Source organism: Rhizobium herbae, from assembly GCF_017873135.1.
Lineage (GTDB): Bacteria > Pseudomonadota > Alphaproteobacteria > Rhizobiales > Rhizobiaceae > Pararhizobium > Pararhizobium herbae.
In genome coordinates this window covers 197,041-212,889 of record NZ_JAGGJV010000002.1, presented here as the reverse complement: position 1 = coordinate 212,889, position 15,849 = coordinate 197,041, and the positions used below count along the sequence as shown (strand labels likewise).

The 15,849-nt window shown below is 60.0% G+C and carries 16 protein-coding genes; all 16 read left to right on the top strand.

Features of this window, described 5'->3' with window-relative positions; translation table 11 throughout:
* Positions 1 to 7: 7 nt before the first annotated feature.
* Positions 8 to 1,339, top strand: a complete 1,332-nt coding sequence (locus J2Z75_RS06345) for a DUF4910 domain-containing protein (protein WP_209849402.1) — start codon at positions 8 to 10, stop codon at positions 1,337 to 1,339.
* Positions 1,340 to 1,364: 25 nt separating this feature from the next.
* Positions 1,365 to 2,117, top strand: coding sequence for an AAC(3) family N-acetyltransferase (locus J2Z75_RS06340; RefSeq protein WP_209849398.1), 753 nt, complete (start codon positions 1,365 to 1,367; stop codon positions 2,115 to 2,117).
* Positions 2,118 to 2,307: 190 nt separating this feature from the next.
* Positions 2,308 to 3,309 (top strand): UDP-N-acetylglucosamine 4,6-dehydratase (inverting), encoded by a 1,002-nt coding sequence (gene pseB / locus J2Z75_RS06335; RefSeq protein ID WP_209849395.1) that lies wholly within the window; start codon positions 2,308 to 2,310, stop codon positions 3,307 to 3,309.
* On the top strand, positions 3,306 to 4,460 hold the full coding sequence (pseC, locus tag J2Z75_RS06330) for a UDP-4-amino-4,6-dideoxy-N-acetyl-beta-L-altrosamine transaminase (protein ID WP_209849392.1): 1,155 nt from the start codon (positions 3,306 to 3,308) through the stop codon (positions 4,458 to 4,460). The genes pseB and pseC overlap by 4 nt, the downstream gene beginning before the upstream one ends.
* Before the next feature lie 256 nt (positions 4,461 to 4,716).
* On the top strand, positions 4,717 to 5,418 hold the full coding sequence (locus J2Z75_RS06325) for a CerR family C-terminal domain-containing protein (protein ID WP_209849389.1): 702 nt from the start codon (positions 4,717 to 4,719) through the stop codon (positions 5,416 to 5,418).
* Positions 5,415 to 6,425 carry a secretion protein HlyD gene (gene hlyD / locus J2Z75_RS06320; protein WP_209849386.1) on the top strand — a complete coding sequence of 337 codons (1,011 nt, stop codon included), beginning with the start codon at positions 5,415 to 5,417 and terminating at the stop codon, positions 6,423 to 6,425. The genes J2Z75_RS06325 and hlyD overlap by 4 nt, the downstream gene beginning before the upstream one ends.
* Complete coding sequence (locus tag J2Z75_RS06315) at positions 6,422 to 8,164, top strand: ATP-binding cassette domain-containing protein (RefSeq protein ID WP_209849382.1); 1,743 nt, start codon at positions 6,422 to 6,424, stop codon at positions 8,162 to 8,164. The genes hlyD and J2Z75_RS06315 overlap by 4 nt, the downstream gene beginning before the upstream one ends.
* The gene (locus tag J2Z75_RS06310; RefSeq protein WP_209849380.1) at positions 8,161 to 9,288 is read left to right on the top strand and encodes an ABC transporter permease; all 1,128 of its coding nucleotides are present in this window, start codon (positions 8,161 to 8,163) and stop codon (positions 9,286 to 9,288) included. The genes J2Z75_RS06315 and J2Z75_RS06310 overlap by 4 nt, the downstream gene beginning before the upstream one ends.
* Entirely contained in the window at positions 9,288 to 10,400 is a 1,113-nt protein-coding gene (locus J2Z75_RS06305) for an ABC transporter permease (RefSeq protein WP_209849377.1), read from the top strand. The genes J2Z75_RS06310 and J2Z75_RS06305 overlap by 1 nt, the downstream gene beginning before the upstream one ends.
* Positions 10,401 to 10,556: 156 nt before the next feature.
* Positions 10,557 to 10,904, top strand: coding sequence for a hypothetical protein (locus J2Z75_RS06300; RefSeq protein WP_209849375.1), 348 nt, complete (start codon positions 10,557 to 10,559; stop codon positions 10,902 to 10,904).
* 171 nt (positions 10,905 to 11,075) lie between these two features.
* Complete coding sequence (locus J2Z75_RS06295) at positions 11,076 to 12,608, top strand: acyl-CoA carboxylase subunit beta (protein ID WP_209849373.1); 1,533 nt, start codon at positions 11,076 to 11,078, stop codon at positions 12,606 to 12,608.
* Between the two features lie 22 nt (positions 12,609 to 12,630).
* Positions 12,631 to 13,182: an RNA 2'-phosphotransferase gene (locus J2Z75_RS06290; RefSeq protein ID WP_209849370.1), complete on the top strand. Its 552-nt coding sequence runs from the start codon at positions 12,631 to 12,633 to the stop codon at positions 13,180 to 13,182.
* A 125-nt stretch (positions 13,183 to 13,307) separates the two neighbouring features.
* A complete protein-coding gene (yghU, locus tag J2Z75_RS06285) occupies positions 13,308 to 14,216 on the top strand; it encodes a glutathione-dependent disulfide-bond oxidoreductase (RefSeq protein WP_209849367.1) in 909 nt (302 codons plus the stop codon).
* An 11-nt stretch (positions 14,217 to 14,227) separates the two neighbouring features.
* A complete protein-coding gene (locus tag J2Z75_RS06280; protein ID WP_209849365.1) occupies positions 14,228 to 14,605 on the top strand; it encodes a hypothetical protein in 378 nt (125 codons plus the stop codon).
* Between the two features lie 4 nt (positions 14,606 to 14,609).
* On the top strand, positions 14,610 to 14,975 hold the full coding sequence (locus J2Z75_RS06275; protein WP_209849363.1) for a hypothetical protein: 366 nt from the start codon (positions 14,610 to 14,612) through the stop codon (positions 14,973 to 14,975).
* 49 nt (positions 14,976 to 15,024) lie between these two features.
* Positions 15,025 to 15,846 carry a toll/interleukin-1 receptor domain-containing protein gene (locus J2Z75_RS06270; protein ID WP_209849362.1) on the top strand — a complete coding sequence of 274 codons (822 nt, stop codon included), beginning with the start codon at positions 15,025 to 15,027 and terminating at the stop codon, positions 15,844 to 15,846.
* Positions 15,847 to 15,849: the final 3 nt, after the last annotated feature.

Here is a 15,849-nt window from a genome sequence, read left to right as displayed (position 1 = left end):
TGGAATCATGTTCGATCTTTCTTCAATCTTCGACCGTCTTTTCCCCATTTGCCGAAGCATCACGGGGCCTGGCCTTCGCGAAAGCCTTCAAATCCTTGGGGAATACATACCGCTTGAAATGCATGGGATCGCCAGTGGCCAGACCGTCCTGGACTGGACCGTGCCGGACGAATGGTCCGTCGAAAGCGCGCGGCTTGTCGGGCCGGATGGAAGTGTCATTTGCGACTTCGCGCAGAACAACCTTCATCTCGTGAATTATTCCGTTCCGCATTCAGCCAGCATTTCGCTTGCCGAGCTTCAGCCGCACCTGCATTCGTTGCCCCATCTGCCGGATGCCATTCCCTATGTAACCAGCTACTACAGCCCGCGCTGGGGCTTCTGCCTGACCCACCGGCAGCGCGAAAACCTGCCTGAAGGGCAGTATACGGTCGACATAAGAACGAAGCTTCAGCCTGGAGAGGTCAATTTTGCGACGTCTGTGCTGCCGGGGGAAACCGAAAAGACGATCCTGATTTCATCCTACCTTTGCCATCCGAGCATGGCCAACAACGAACTGTCCGGCCCACTCGGACTGCTTCGCATGTATGAGCGCATAAAGGCGATGCCGCACCGGCATCACACCTATGTCTTCCTGCTCTGCCCGGAAACGATAGGTTCGATCTGCTATCTCAGCCGCTTCGGGGAAGAGATCGGCAAACACCTCGTCGGCGGCATGGTCTTGACCTGCCTCGGCGGTCATCGCGATACGCTGAGCTTCAAGATGTCCCGGCAGGACTGGGTGGCGACGCCCGGCCCGATTGACAGGCTCGCGAGGACTTTTGCCGCGCAGTATCCCAACAGGTTCGAAATCCGGGAGTTCACACCGATATCGGGTTCGGATGAAAGGCAGTTCTGTTCGCCGGGCTTCAACCTCCCCGTCATCCAGGCGGCCCGTACTGTCTACGGGCAGTTTGTCGAATATCACACGTCGGCGGATGACAAGCGGTTTATGCGGATTGAACAGGTGGAGCGCGCAGCCGATGCTCTGAGCGAATTTATCGAAGTATTCGATTTGCACGATAGCTTCCTGGAAAACACGCATCCTTACGGCGAGCCCCAGCTTGGGCGGCGCGGACTTTATCCGACCATCAATTCTCCCATGAACCGGGGCAGCTCCAGTGATGGCTTTACCGATCACCGCACGACCCTGAACAGGCTTTTGATGATGCTTTCGCTTGCGGATGGAAAGCGGGGGTTGTTGGAAATTGCTGCGAAAATCGGTTGCGGAGCCGATCAGTTGATACCGATTCTCAGGGAGTTGCAGAAAATGGACATGATAAAAACGGTTCTAAAAACCTAGTCTAGCAGAGGGAGGAACGACTGCCGTGACAGAATTTTTGACGCGCCAATGGAAAGACGCGGGACTTGACGAGAACGATGTCGTCCTTATTCACAGCAGCATCAAAAGAACATGCGCTCTGGGCTATTCGCCTGCCCAGATCCTTCAATCGTTCATCGATGCCGTCGGGCCGGGCGGCACGGTTATATTTCCGTTGTTCAACTTCGACTTCTGCAAAGGAGCCGATTTCGACATCCGCGAAACGCCGTCCCACATGGGCACCCTTACCGAGGCCGCGAGAGCCTATCCTGGAGCTGTGCGGACAGGTCATCCCGTCTATTCCTTCGCGGTGATCGGCGCCGCGAAGGACCAGTTCTCCACGATTGCCAACAAGAGCGCCTACGGGAAGGACTCTCCGTTCGGAAAAATTATTGAACTGAATGGAAAGGTTGCCGTTCTTGATATGCCCGGCCAGAACAGCATGACCTTTTATCACCACGTCGAGGAAATGTGCGACGTGCCTTACCGTTACCACAAGGATTTTTCGGGAAAATATACGGGATGGGACGGCAGCCCGGATACGAGAACATTTTCCATTTTCGTGCGCGATCTCGAAAAGGGTGTTTTGACAGACGTTGAGGGAATGGAGAAGCGTTTATGGGAGGCGGGGATTTACCGCGGAAGCAGGCCGAAGGAGGGGCCTGGATTGCGCGTTGCTCGAACGAGCGAGCTTTTTGATGCCGTGCGCTCGGTGATCGCGTCGGGACAGGCGGAAGGGGTTCTGTTCAGTTACAAATAGCGAACAGACCGTTTCATTTGCAGGCATTCAAATGTAAGTAACTGATCACCGAGCTAGGTGACTGGAACGTTCATCGAGGCACTGTTCCCGTTTGCACCCAAAATTGGCGAGACAAACGCGATAAAGTCGTTGCCCAGGCTAACAGTGTCCCATAATGGGTACGCAACAAAGAAAACAAGAGTGAAAAAAGATGTTTAACGACAAGAATATCCTTATTACCGGCGGCACCGGAAGTTTTGGCAAAAAATATGTCAGCACGCTGCTTGCCCGTTACAAGCCGCGCAAGATTATCGTCTATTCGCGCGACGAGTTGAAGCAGTACGAGATGGCGCAGACCTTCAATGCGCCGCAGATGCGCTACCTCATCGGCGACGTGCGCGACGGACAACGCCTCGGCGTTGCGATGGAAGGCGTCGATTACGTCATTCACGCCGCGGCCCTCAAACATGTGCCAGCCGCCGAATACAACCCGCTCGAATGCATCAAGACCAATGTTGACGGCGCGCAGAATGTCATTACCGCTTCGCTGCAGAACAACGTCAAGAAGGTGATCGCGCTGTCGACGGACAAGGCAGCCAACCCGATCAACCTCTACGGCGCCAGCAAGCTTGCCTCCGACAAGCTGTTCGTCGCGGCCAACAACATGACCGGTTCCAAGGTAACGCGTTTCGGCGTCGTTCGTTATGGCAACGTGGTCGGTTCGCGCGGCTCCGTCGTGCCGTTCTTCGAAAACCTCGTCGCTCAGGGCGCAACCAGCCTACCGATTACTGATCCGCGCATGACGCGTTTCTGGATTTCGCTGCAACAGGGCGTCGATTTCGTCCTGAAGAACTTCGAGCGCATGCATGGCGGCGAAATCTTCGTCCCGAAAATCCCGTCGGTTCGTGTCACCGACCTCGCGTCGGCCATCGCTCCCGGCCTCGAACAGCACGTCGTCGGCATCCGCCCGGGCGAGAAGCTGCATGAAGTCATGTGCCCGGCCGACGACAGCCATCTGACGCTGGAATTCTCCGACCATTTCGTCATTCAGCCGACGATCAAGTTCTTCGACCGTGACGTCAAGTTCAGCGAGAATGTTCTGGGTGAAAAGGGCACGCTCGTCGAAGAAGGCCACGGCTATGATTCCGGCACCAACCCGCATTTCATGACGGTCGAGGAAATCCGCGCCTTCAACGAGATCGCACAGCAATGATCCCCTACGGTCGTCAGGATATCAGCGACGCGGACGTCGAAGCCGTCCGCGCAGCCCTTTTGAGCGACTTCATCACCCAGGGACCGGCCATCGCGGCCTTCGAAGCCGCGATTTCCGGTTACTGCGGCAGCACCTACGGCGTCGCCATGAGCTCGGCGACCGCCGCGCTGCATGTGGCCTGTATGGCGCTGGATCTCGGGCCGGGCGACTGGCTCTGGACCTCGCCGATCACGTTTGTGGCGTCGGCGAACGCCGCTCTTTACTGCGGTGCGCAGGTCGATTTCGTCGATATCGACAAGACGACCTACAATATGTGCCTCGACGCTCTCGAGGCAAAGCTCGAAGCCGCCGAGCGTGACGGCAAGCTGCCGAAGATCGTCGTTCCCGTGCACTTTGCCGGCCAGTCCTGCGACATGGTCCGGCTCGCCAGGCTGCGCGACACGTATGGCTTCCGCATCATCGAGGATGCCAGCCACGCGATCGGCGGCAGCTATCACAATGCGCACGTCGGCAATTGCGCCCATAGCGATATCTGCGTGTTCTCCTTCCACCCCGTCAAGATCATCACCACGGCGGAGGGCGGGCTTGCCACCACCAACGATCCGGAACTGGCGCACCGCCTGTTCACCCTGCGCACCCATGGCATCACCCGCGATGCGTCGCGCATGGAAAACGGTTCGGAAGGCCCCTGGTACTACGAGCAGCTTGAACTCGGCTACAACTACCGCATGACCGACATTCAGGCAGCACTCGGCACCAGTCAGTTCGCCCGGCTCGATTCGTTCATCGATGCCCGCCACGAGCGGCGCAAGATCTACGATCAGGGTCTCGCGCATCTGCCGCTGACCCTGCCCTATCAACCGGATTTCCAGCGCTCCGGGCTGCATCTCTATCCGATCCTGCTTACCGACGAAGCGCCGGTGAACAGAAGACAGGCCTTCGACGCCCTGCGCGCCGCCGGCATCGGCGTGAACGTCCACTATATCCCGGTCTATCGCCAGCCGTATTACGTCCGCATGGGGTTTGACCGCGCGTCGTTTCCAAATGCCGAGGACTATTACAGCCGGACGATCTCGATCCCGATGTATGCGCAACTGACGGCGGACGACCAGAACACCGTCATGTCGGCGCTGACGGCCATACTCGCCTGAGCCATCCGGAGCGGGCGGCATTGTCCGCCCGCTCCCTGCCATCGATGATCATGTCGACGACCGCCTCAAGGGGGTGATGAGCGAGATGCACCGATCCGGTCCGACAGAATCCTCTCCGACATAAACCGATGCAAAAGGGCCGTCTCCACGGTCCTTTCTTGTGCCTGCCCTGCAAGATGCTGGCGGAAAGAACGTTATTCGATTTTTGATAATTCATTCGATTGACTTATTTCGTAACTCGATCTATATATGCACCATGTCTAAAATTGAAACCGATCCAAATACTCCGTCATCCCGCCGCGACGCGACGCGCGAAAAGCTGCTCGCAGCCGCGCTCGACGTCTTCGGCCGCTATGGCTTCGATGGCGCCTCGACAAGGCAGCTTGCCGATGCGGCGGGCGTCAACCTGCAGGCCATTCCCTATTATTTTTCCGGCAAGGAAGGCCTCTATATCGCCACCGCCGAGTATCTGACGGAGATGATCGGCAGCCATATCGGCGACATGCGCCAAAAGGTCGGCGCCCGCATCGCAGCGCTCGATGCATCGCGCGAAAGCATGACGCCCGCGGAAGCCCGCATCTACCTCTCCGAGATCGCCCAGACGATGGTCGCACTCTTTGTCAGCAAGACGTCCGAATCCTGGGCGCGCTTCATCATCCGCGAGCAGATGGAGCCGACCGAAGCCTTCACCCGGGTCTACCAGGGCATCATGCGGCCGATGATCGAGATTGCCCGACGGCTGATCGGAACCATCCTTGGCGAGGATCCGGCTTCAGAGCATGTGCGGCTGCGTGCCTTTTCCTTTATCGGCAGCATCATGGTCTTTCGCATGGCGCATGCCGCAGTCCTTGCCCAGATGGAATGGGACAGAGCCGGCCCGGACGAGGTCGCAACCCTGCGCAAGCTTGCCGCCGAACTCGTCGCCGTACTCGAGCCTGTCAAAGGAGGTGCTCAATGAAAAAGATCGTCGTTCTCATTCTGCTGCTCGCGGCAGCGGGCGGCGGCGCCTGGTGGTTCGAACTGCCGGCAAAACTCGGATGGCAGGACGCTGGCCGGAAAGACTTCGTCCTCTACGGCAATGTCGATATCCGCCAGGTTTCGCTTGGCTTTCGTGTCAACGGCCGCCTCTCGGAGGTCACCGCCGATGAGGGCGATGTCATCAGGAGCGGCACCGTGCTGGCCAAGCTCGACGGCCGGCCCTACGACTATGCCGTCCGCTCGGCGGACGCCAATGTCGCAGCGCTTCGCGCCACGCTCGACAAGCTGAAGGCGGGACCGCGTCCGACCGAAATCGCCCAGACGCGCGCCGCCTACAATGCGAGCCTTGCCGATCTCCAGAATGCCGAACTCGAGCTCGACCGTGCCCGGCAGCTCCGCCCGCGCGGAACGATTTCGCAGGCGGCTTTCGATCAGGCCGTCGCCGCCAAGGCCATGGCAGCAGCCCGCGCCGAATCCGCCAAAGAAGCGTTGAAGCTGATCGAGGAAGGCAGCCGCGTCGAGGATATCGCCACGGCTGCCGCGCAGCTGCAGGCCGCCGAAGGTGCATTGGAATCGGCCCGCACATCCCTGGAGGATACGGAACTGCGCGCGCCGAATGACGGCATTGTCCTGTCGCGGGTGCGCGAAACCGGCGCGATCGTCGCACCGGCCGATATCGTCTTCGTGCTGTCGCTGACCCAGCCGGTCTGGGTGCGGACCTATGTCTCCGAGCCCGATCTCGGCCGTATCCATCCCGGCATGAAGGTCAAGGTCAGCTCCGATACCCGCCCGGACGACGCCTATGACGGCACGATCGGCTTCATTTCGCCGGTCGCCGAATTCACCCCGAAGACGGTGGAAACGCCGGAACTTCGCACCGACCTCGTCTATCGCCTGCGCATCGTCATCGACAAGCCGGGTGAAGACCTGCGCCAGGGCATGCCAGTCACCGTGCGCTTTCCCTCAACTGCGGCAGACGGACAATGACCACCGGAGCCGGCAAAGCCGAACTGGTCCGGCTGTCTGACGTGACCAAGCGTTTCGGAGACGCGGCACCCGCGCTCGATGCCGTTTCGGGCTCCATCCTTGGCGGCGAAATCACCGGGCTTGTCGGCCCGGACGGCGCCGGCAAGACGACGCTGATCCGGCTCATGACCAGCCTGATGCTGCCCGACGGCGGCACCGTCGAAGTCCTCGGCTTCGATACCGCCAAAGATCCCGCCGCAATCCAGGCGTCGATCGGCTATATGCCGCAGCGGTTCGGGCTCTACGAGGACCTGTCGGTGCAGGAGAATCTCGATCTCTATGCCGATCTGCGCGGTCTGCCGAAAGCCGAGCGCGCGGCGGTCTTCGACGAGCTTCTGACCTTCACCGACCTCAAGCGCTTCACAAGCCGTCTGGCGGGAAAGCTCTCCGGCGGCATGAAGCAGAAGCTGGGGCTTGCCTGCGCGCTGCTCAAGAAGCCGCGCCTGCTTTTGCTCGACGAACCGGGCGTCGGCGTCGATCCGATCTCGCGCCGGGAACTCTGGAAAATGGTCGAGAACCTGACCAATGAAGGCATCGGCGTCGTCTGGTCGACCGCCTATCTGGACGAGGCCGAGGCCTGCGATGGTGTGCTTTTGCTCAATCAGGGCAAGCTTCTCTTCTCCGGCAAGCCGGCGGACATGACCGCCCGGGTGGAGAACCGGGTCTTCAAGGTCTCCGGCATTGTTGGCCGCAAGCGGCAGGTGCTGGCAAAGCTGCTCGACGAAGACGGTATCATCGACGGCGTCATCCAGGGCGAGGCCATCAGGATCGTCACCCGTGACGGTGCCAAGCCGGAAATCCTGTCGGCCGGCGACGGCGCGAAGGCTTCCCCCGCGCCGCCGCGCTTCGAGGACGCTTTCGTCGATATGCTCGGCGGCGGCCCAGGCGGTCGCTCCAAACTTGCCGAGGCCCAGCAGACGCTCACGGCCAGGGACGAGCGGCCTGTCATCGAGGCGAAGGGACTGACAAAACGCTTCGGCGACTTCACCGCAGCAGACGACATCACCTTCGATATCCGCCGCGGCGAGATCTTCGGCCTGCTCGGCCCCAATGGCGCCGGCAAATCCACCACCTTCAAGATGCTCTGCGGCCTGTTGAAACCGACCGCCGGCGAAGGCCGCGTTGCCGGTTTCGATCTGCGCCGGGATGCCGCGGAAGCGCGCAACCAGCTCGGCTACATGGCCCAGAAGTTTTCACTCTACGGCGATCTCAGCATCGGCCAGAACCTCGATTTCTTCGCCGGCGTCTATGGCCTGTCCGGCCAGCGAAAGCGCGAGCGCGTTGCGCTGATGAACGAGATCTTCGATTTCGGCCGCCATGCCGGGCAATCCTCCAAGGATCTGCCGCTCGGCCTGAAACAGCGTCTGGCGCTCGCCTGCGCCGTCATGCACGAACCGCGGGCACTGTTCCTCGACGAGCCCACCTCCGGCGTCGACCCCATCACGCGACGCGAATTCTGGACGCATATCAACGCGCTGGTCGAAAAGGGCGTCACCGTGCTGGTTACCACCCATTTCATGGAGGAGGCCGAATATTGCGACCGGATCTCGCTGATCTATCGCGGCCGCTCCATCGCGCTCGGCTCGCCCGACGAGCTGAAAGCAGGGGTCGTCACCACGGATCAACCGGATCCGACCATGGAAGACGCCTTCATCGCGCTGATCGAGCGGTCGGAAGCGCAAACGAAGGAAGCCGCATGAGCGCGTCATCGGACAGGATCAGGCGATTTGCAGCCCTTGTGCGCAAGGAGAGCTATCAGGCCGTGCGCGACCCCAGCACGGTCCTGATCGCCTTCGTGCTGCCGCTGATCCTGCTCTTCCTGTTCGGTTACGGCGTTTCGCTCGATACCACCCGCACCCGCGTCGGCCTCGTCATGGAGGAAACCACGCCGCTGACCCAGGCGCTTGCCGCCAGCTTCCAGGCGTCACGCTATTTCTCCGTCACCACCAGCCAGGACCGCCGGGTTTTCGAGGAGGACCTCGTCAACGGCCGCATTCGCGGCATCCTCGTCATCCCCGCCAATTTCACCACCGATTATGCCGCCGGCAATCGCCCGCGCATCCAGGTGATCGTCGACGGCTCGGAGCCCAATACGGCAAATTTCGTCCAGAACTATGCGCAGGGCACCGTCGCCAATTGGGAACGGCAGCGCCAGGCGCTGGTGTCCGAGGGTTCGAACACCATTTCCATCGAGCAGCGCTTCTGGTTCAATCCGGAACTCACCAGCCGCTATTTCCTCGTGCCCGGCTCGATCGCCATCGTCATGACGCTGGTCGGCACGCTGCTGACCTCACTGGTCGTCGCCCGCGAATGGGAGCGCGGCACGATGGAAGCGATGATGGCGACGCCGGTGACGGCGATCGAGCTGTTGATCGGCAAGATCTTCCCCTATTTCATCCTCAGCCTCGTCTCGATGACGCTCTGCGTGCTGCTGGCGGTCTTCCTGTTCGGCGTGCCGTTCCGCGGCTCGGTGCTGGCGCTGTATGCCCTGTCGGCGACGTTCCTTGTCCCGGCGCTTGGCCAGGGGCTGTTGATTTCGGCGGCGACGAAGAACCAGTTCCTCGCCTCGCAGCTGGCGCTGATCTCCGCCTTCCTGCCGGCCTTCCTCTTGTCCGGCTTCCTGTTCGAAATCAATTCCATGCCCACCGTCATCCAGTGGATCACCTTCATCGTGCCCGCCCGCTATCTGATCCCGAGCCTGCAGACCGTGTTCCTCGCCGGCGACATCTGGCCGATGTTCCTGCATTCGATGGCCGTCATGCTCCTGATCGGTACGGTGTTTTTCCTGGCTGCCGCCCGCAGCACGCGCAAGAGGATCGGCTGATGTGGTGGACGCGGCTTCGAGCCCTGATCGTCAAGGAATTGCTGGCGGTACTGCGCGACCCGAAGAGCCGCGCCATCCTGATCGGCCCGCCGATCCTGCAACTGCTCGTCTTTTCCTATGCGGCGACGCTCGAGGTGCGCAATGTCGACGTGATGATCCTCAACCGCGATAGCGGCCACTGGGGGCAGGAACTGGTCGAGCGCATCGAGGGGTCGCCGACCTTCCGCCGGATCGAGATGGCTGCCAATCCTGAGCAGGTGCGCGCGGCGATCGATGCTCAGGAGGTCATCGCCGCCGTCGAGATCGGCCCGGATTTCTCCCGCGGCATCGAGGCCGGAACGCCGGTCGACCTGCAGCTCATCCTCGACGGGCGCCGCTCGAACGCCTCGCAGATCGTCTCCGGCTACCTCACGCAGATTGCCGGAACCCTCGCCGCCGAGACACCGGCCGGCAAACGCGGCGCCGCGCGCACGGTCTCGACGATCCCGCGCAACTGGTTCAATCCCAACCTCACCTATCAATGGTTCATGGTGCCGAACCTGATCGCCAGCATCGCGCTGCTGATCGGCCTGATCGTCACGGCGCTGTCGATCGCGCGCGAGCGCGAACTCGGCACGTTCGACCAACTGATGGTCTCGCCGCTGCGCGTCCACGAGATCCTGATTGGAAAACTCCTGCCGCCGATGATGATCGGCCTCTTCCACATCACCGCCTATATCCTCGCGGCCATCTTCATCTTCGATCTGCCGCTCAGGGGATCGCTGGTCCTGCTCTATGGCAGCGCGATCTTCTATCTCGCCTCCGTCGTCGGCATCGGACTGTTCATATCGGCGCTGTCGATGACGCAGCAGCAGGCCATCCTCGGCGCCTTCCTGTTCATGGTGCCCGCCATGCTCTTGTCCGGTTTCGCCACGCCGATCGAGAACATGCCCGAATGGCTGCAACCGGTGACGCTGGTCAACCCGCTGCGCTATTTCCTGATCATCGTGAAGGGCGTCTTCCTGAAAGACATCAGCCTTGCCGAAGTGGTGAACCAGACCATTCCGCTCTGCCTGATCGCCATCGTCACGCTCAGCGCCGCCGCCTGGCTGTTCCGGCGGCGGCTGGAATAGCCGGGCCATTTGACAGTTCGCGCGGAGCGACCCACTCGCTTATGGTTTTGGAAACCACAACCCAGGATAAATAACCCCGACACCTTCTTCATCGTCGCCGTTGCATGTAACCGTACACATCCTGAGCACATCGCTCGTTTTACGGGTGTCTAATTTATGAAGATCCTATTGCAGGCCGTGACCGGCTTTTTGCTCCTTTTCATCATTACCGTCTGGTTGGGTGGGCTGCGCCTGGTGGTCGTTCCACCCGCTTCCCTGTTGATGCACCCGACGACCGCGCTGGTTGCCGATGGACACACCTATCGTATGATCGACAGCCCGCAGGCCATGTGCGGCAGGCTGGCCAATCCCGCCACGGACTGCGAGCAGGTCGCGATCCGGAAACTGTCCAAGGACGCGCTTGTCAAACTTCCCTTCAACCGGTGGCTCTATGAATTCACCGATCCGGAACGGCCGGTACGGGACTTTCTGTTCGGCGAGGCGACCCTGCGAAGCTCGATCTGAACGGCACGGTGCAGGACCTCTTTTGGCAACCGGAAGAGCCTTGCATCCAGCGCAGTCGTCGCTTGCCCTGTCATACTTAAGTTTTTGCGATTGGCTCCCCGCTTGCGCGATCGGCGATTTCCTTCGTCCCTGTTTCCGGCTAAGCAAGAGACAAAGACGACGGGAGGGGACATGCGCAACATCATCGAAACCGTGGAAGCGCGTCGCGCCGAGGCCCGTCTCGGCGGCGGGCAGAAGCGTATCGACGCGCAGCATGCCAAGGGCAAGCTGACGGCGCGCGAGCGCATCGAGGTGCTGCTCGACGAAGGCTCCTTCGAAGAATACGACATGTACGTCACCCACCGTGCCGTCGATTTCGGCATGGCCGAGCAGAAGGTCGCGGGCGACGGCGTCGTTACCGGCTGGGGCACGATCAACGGTCGCCAGGTCTATGTCTTCTCGCAGGATTTCACCGTGCTCGGCGGCTCGCTGTCGGAGACTCACGCGCAGAAAATCTGTAAGATCATGGACATGGCGGTGCGCAACGGCGCTCCCGTCATCGGGCTGAACGATTCGGGCGGCGCCCGCATCCAGGAAGGCGTCGCCTCGCTTGCCGGCTACGCCGAAGTGTTTCGCCGCAATGCCGAGGCCTCCGGCGTCATTCCGCAGATTTCCGTCATCATGGGCCCCTGCGCCGGCGGCGCCGTCTATTCGCCGGCCATGACCGACTTCATCTTCATGGTGCGCGATTCCTCCTACATGTTCGTCACCGGCCCCGACGTGGTGAAGACCGTCACCAACGAGATCGTCACGGCCGAGGAACTCGGTGGCGCCGGCACCCATACGAAAAAATCCTCCGTCGCCGACGCGGCCTACGAGAACGACATCGAGACGCTGGAGCAGGTGCGCCTGCTGTTCGATTTCCTGCCCCTCAACAACCGCGAGAAACCGCCGGTCCGCCCCTTCCACGATGATCCCGCCCGCATCGAAATGCGCCTCGATACGCTGATCCCGGATAGTTCCGCCAAGCCCTACGACATGAAGGAACTGATCCACGCAATCGCCGACGAAGGCGATTTCTTCGAGCTGCAGGAAGCCTTTGCCCGCAACATCATCACCGGCTTCATCCGGCTGGAAGGGGAGAGCGTCGGCGTCGTCGCCAACCAGCCGATGGTGCTGGCCGGCTGCCTCGACATCGACAGTTCCCGTAAAGCTGCCCGCTTCGTCCGCTTCTGCGATGCCTTCTCGATCCCGATCCTGACGCTGGTCGACGTGCCCGGCTTCCTGCCCGGCGTGGCGCAGGAATATGGCGGCGTCATCAAGCACGGCGCCAAGCTGCTGTTTGCCTATTCACAGGCGACTGTGCCGATGGTCACGCTGATCACCCGCAAGGCCTATGGCGGCGCCTATGACGTCATGGCCTCCAAGCATATCGGTGCCGACGTCAACTATGCCTGGCCGACCGCCGAGATCGCCGTCATGGGTGCTAAAGGGGCGACTGAAATCCTCTACCGCTCGGAACTTGGCGACGCAGACAAGATCGCCGCTCGCACGAGCGAATACGAAACCCGCTTCGCCAACCCTTTCGTCGCCGCCGAACGCGGCTTCATCGACGAGGTGATCATGCCGCATTCCTCCCGGCGCCGCATCGCCCGGGCGTTCGCCTCGCTGAGGAACAAGCGCAAGGAACAGCTGTGGCGCAAGCACGACACGATCCCGTTGTGACGGGATCGGCCGGAGAAAACTGATGTCGGTCCAGACAAGCAAATTCCTGAGTTATGTGCTGCGCCATGCGCCGGAAAGCATCGGCTTGACGCTGGACGTCAACGGCTGGGCGGACATTGCCGACCTGATCGACAAGGCGAACGCCGCGAACCAGCCGCTCGATATCGACACTCTTCATGCCGTCGTCACGGAAAGCGACAAGAAGCGGTTCAAGATTTCCGAGGACGGGAAACGCATTCGGGCCGCACAGGGACATTCCGTCCCCGTCGCGCTTGGCCATGCCCCCATCGAGCCGCCGCCGATCCTTTATCACGGGACAGCGACCCGTTTCCTGGACAGTATCCGGGAGAAGGGTCTGCTGGCTGGTGAGCGCCAACAGGTCCACCTGTCGTCCGATATGCTGACAGCCGAGAAAGTCGGCCAGCGGCACGGTAAGCCGGTGGTGCTGACTATTGATGCCGGGCGGATGTTTTCTGAGGGCATTTCGTTCTTCCAGGCGGATAATGGCGTCTGGCTGACCGATACGGTGCCTCCTGCCTATATCGCCATCGAGCCTGAGGGCGGTCTGCCGTGACATCCACCCGCCCCGCCGCCAATGGTGTTGAAATCAGCCGCTGATCGAGGAAAAATGCAGACGACGCCTCCCTATATGCCCATCGTTGCATTTGATTTCTCAAGCCACTATCAAGGACCAAATACATGACCGAAAAATCCCCAGCCGACAATTTCCCCGCCGGCTACGAAGTCCCAAAAGTCTGGACCTGGGACAAGGCGAATGGCGGCGCGTTCGCCAATATCAACCGGCCGATTGCCGGCCCGACCCACGACAAGGTGCTGCCGGTCGGCAAACATCCGCTGCAGCTGTATTCGCTGGCGACGCCGAACGGCGTCAAGGTCACCATCATGCTGGAAGAGCTTCTGGCTGCCGGCCACGCGGGCGCGGAATACGATGCCTGGCTGATCAGGATCGGCGATGGCGACCAGTTCGGCTCCGGCTTCGTCGACGTCAATCCGAACTCGAAGATCCCGGCCCTGATGGACCGCTCGACGCCGGAGCCGACCCGCGTCTTCGAATCGGGCTCGATACTGCTTTATCTCGCCGACAAGTTCGGCGCCTTCCTGCCCAAAGACCACAAGGCGCGCACCGAAACGATGAACTGGCTGTTCTGGCAGATGGCGTCCGCGCCCTATCTCGGCGGCGGTTTCGGCCATTTCTATGCCTATGCCCCGATGCATATCCAGTACGCGATCGACCGTTTCGCCATGGAAGTGAAACGCCAGCTCGACGTGCTCGACCGGCATCTCGCCGACAACCGCTACATGGCAGGCAGCGACTATTCGATCGCCGACATCGCCATCTGGCCGTGGTACGGCAATCTGGCACAGGGCAAGCAGTATGGCGAATCCGGCACTTTCCTCGACGTTCAAAGCTACAAGCATGTCCAGCGCTGGACCGCTGAAATCGCCGATCGTCCGGCCGTCAAGCGCGGCCGCATCGTCAACCGGATGATGGGCGATCCGTCAGAACAATTGCACGAACGCCACGACGCCTCCGACTTCGAGACGAAGACGCAGGACAAGATCGCCCCAGATCAGACCAAGGCCTGAAGGAAACCGGAATGCCCAAACGGCCCGACATGACGAAACACCGAGGCTTTCCCTCCGGCATGCCGGGCCATGGCCATCATTTCACCATCCGGCGCGCAAACGAGAAAGGGGTGACGCCGCTGAAAGCTCTGCAGCGCCTCGCCCGCCCGAACTCGATCGAACACCGGGTGGACGCCGCCTTCCTGCACGCCCTCTGGCACCATTTCGGCGCCGAGCCGTTCGAACGCGGCAATCTCGATGCCGGACGGCTCAACCTGTTGTTCGGCCGCGAGGTCGTGCCGGCCGAGGAGCCGTTCGATCCGACGTCCTATGAGGCCTTGCTGCGGATCGATGAACGGGTGGGACGCAAGAGTTTCCCGGAAGCCTTTGAAGACGTGATGGAAGTGTGACGCCATGGCCAAGACCCCTGAAATGCCCAAGCATCGCGGCTTTCCACCCGGACTGCTCGGAACCCAGTGGCAATTCACGCTGCGCCGGGCCAATTCCAGGGTCACTCCTTTGACGGCCTGGCCGCGGCAGCGGACCATGGACCAGACGGTGGCACTTGCCGACATCGGCTTCGTGCAGGCCCTCTGGCAGTATTTCGGCACGACGCCGTTCCAGCGCGGCAATCTGGACGGAGAACGGTTGTGCCGCCTGTTCGGGCGCGAACTGCTGCCGGCGGAAAGAGGCTTCGATCCGGCCTCATACGAGGGACTGCTGAAGCTCAACGAGCCCCTGGCCCGCAAGAACTTCCCGCAAGCCTTCGAGGAAGCTTGATCCTCAAGTAAGCATAAATACAATGTAATACCCTTGGAGGATATAAATAATGAAGATTTTCATCAGCTGGTCAGGCGATTATTCAAAACACTTGGCCATCGCATTGCGAGATTGGATTCCATGCGTCATTCAATCGTGTGAGGTTTTTGTCTCCGCGCATGATATAGGTGCTGGAGAACGCTGGCAGAATAAAATCAATAGTGCCCTTGATCAGATCGATTTTGGTATCGTAATTCTAACATCTGAAAATAAAGATCGGCCATGGATAAATTTCGAGGCCGGAGCTTTAGCAAAGCACCTGGAAAGATCCAGGGTGATGCCAATATTGTGCGGCATGAAACTACTTGAGCTTTCCAGTAGTCCATTGAACCAATTTCAATGCGTTAATCTAGACAAATCTGGCATTAACAGCGTGATGACCTCTTTATTTGAAGGATTGAGCGATGATGACGCTCTAACAGAGATCGTATTCTCCAGAACTTTTGAGACTTGGTGGCCAAATTTAGATGGTCAAATAGAAGATATAAATAGCACGAAAAAGAAGACAACGGAGCCGAAAAAAACAGAAGAGGATCGGATAGGAAATATAGAAAAGGCTGTATCTGACATTATCGGCCTAATACAAAATAAAGAACCATCTGCGAAGCCCATAGCAACGACGCGTGAAATATCCGCCGAAGAATTTTTTACGCTTCCAGATTCTGAGATAATGACTGCAAGAGTTACTGCTCGCGCTATTACGGCCAAAGCCAAATCCAAGTCGGAAATAGAGAGAGCGATTAACTATATCAGTAAGAGAAAGCCGATCACACTTCAGAAAAGCCACCTTCCTACCTTGCGCGAGAAATTGGCTGCTTTGGATGGTGAATAAAAA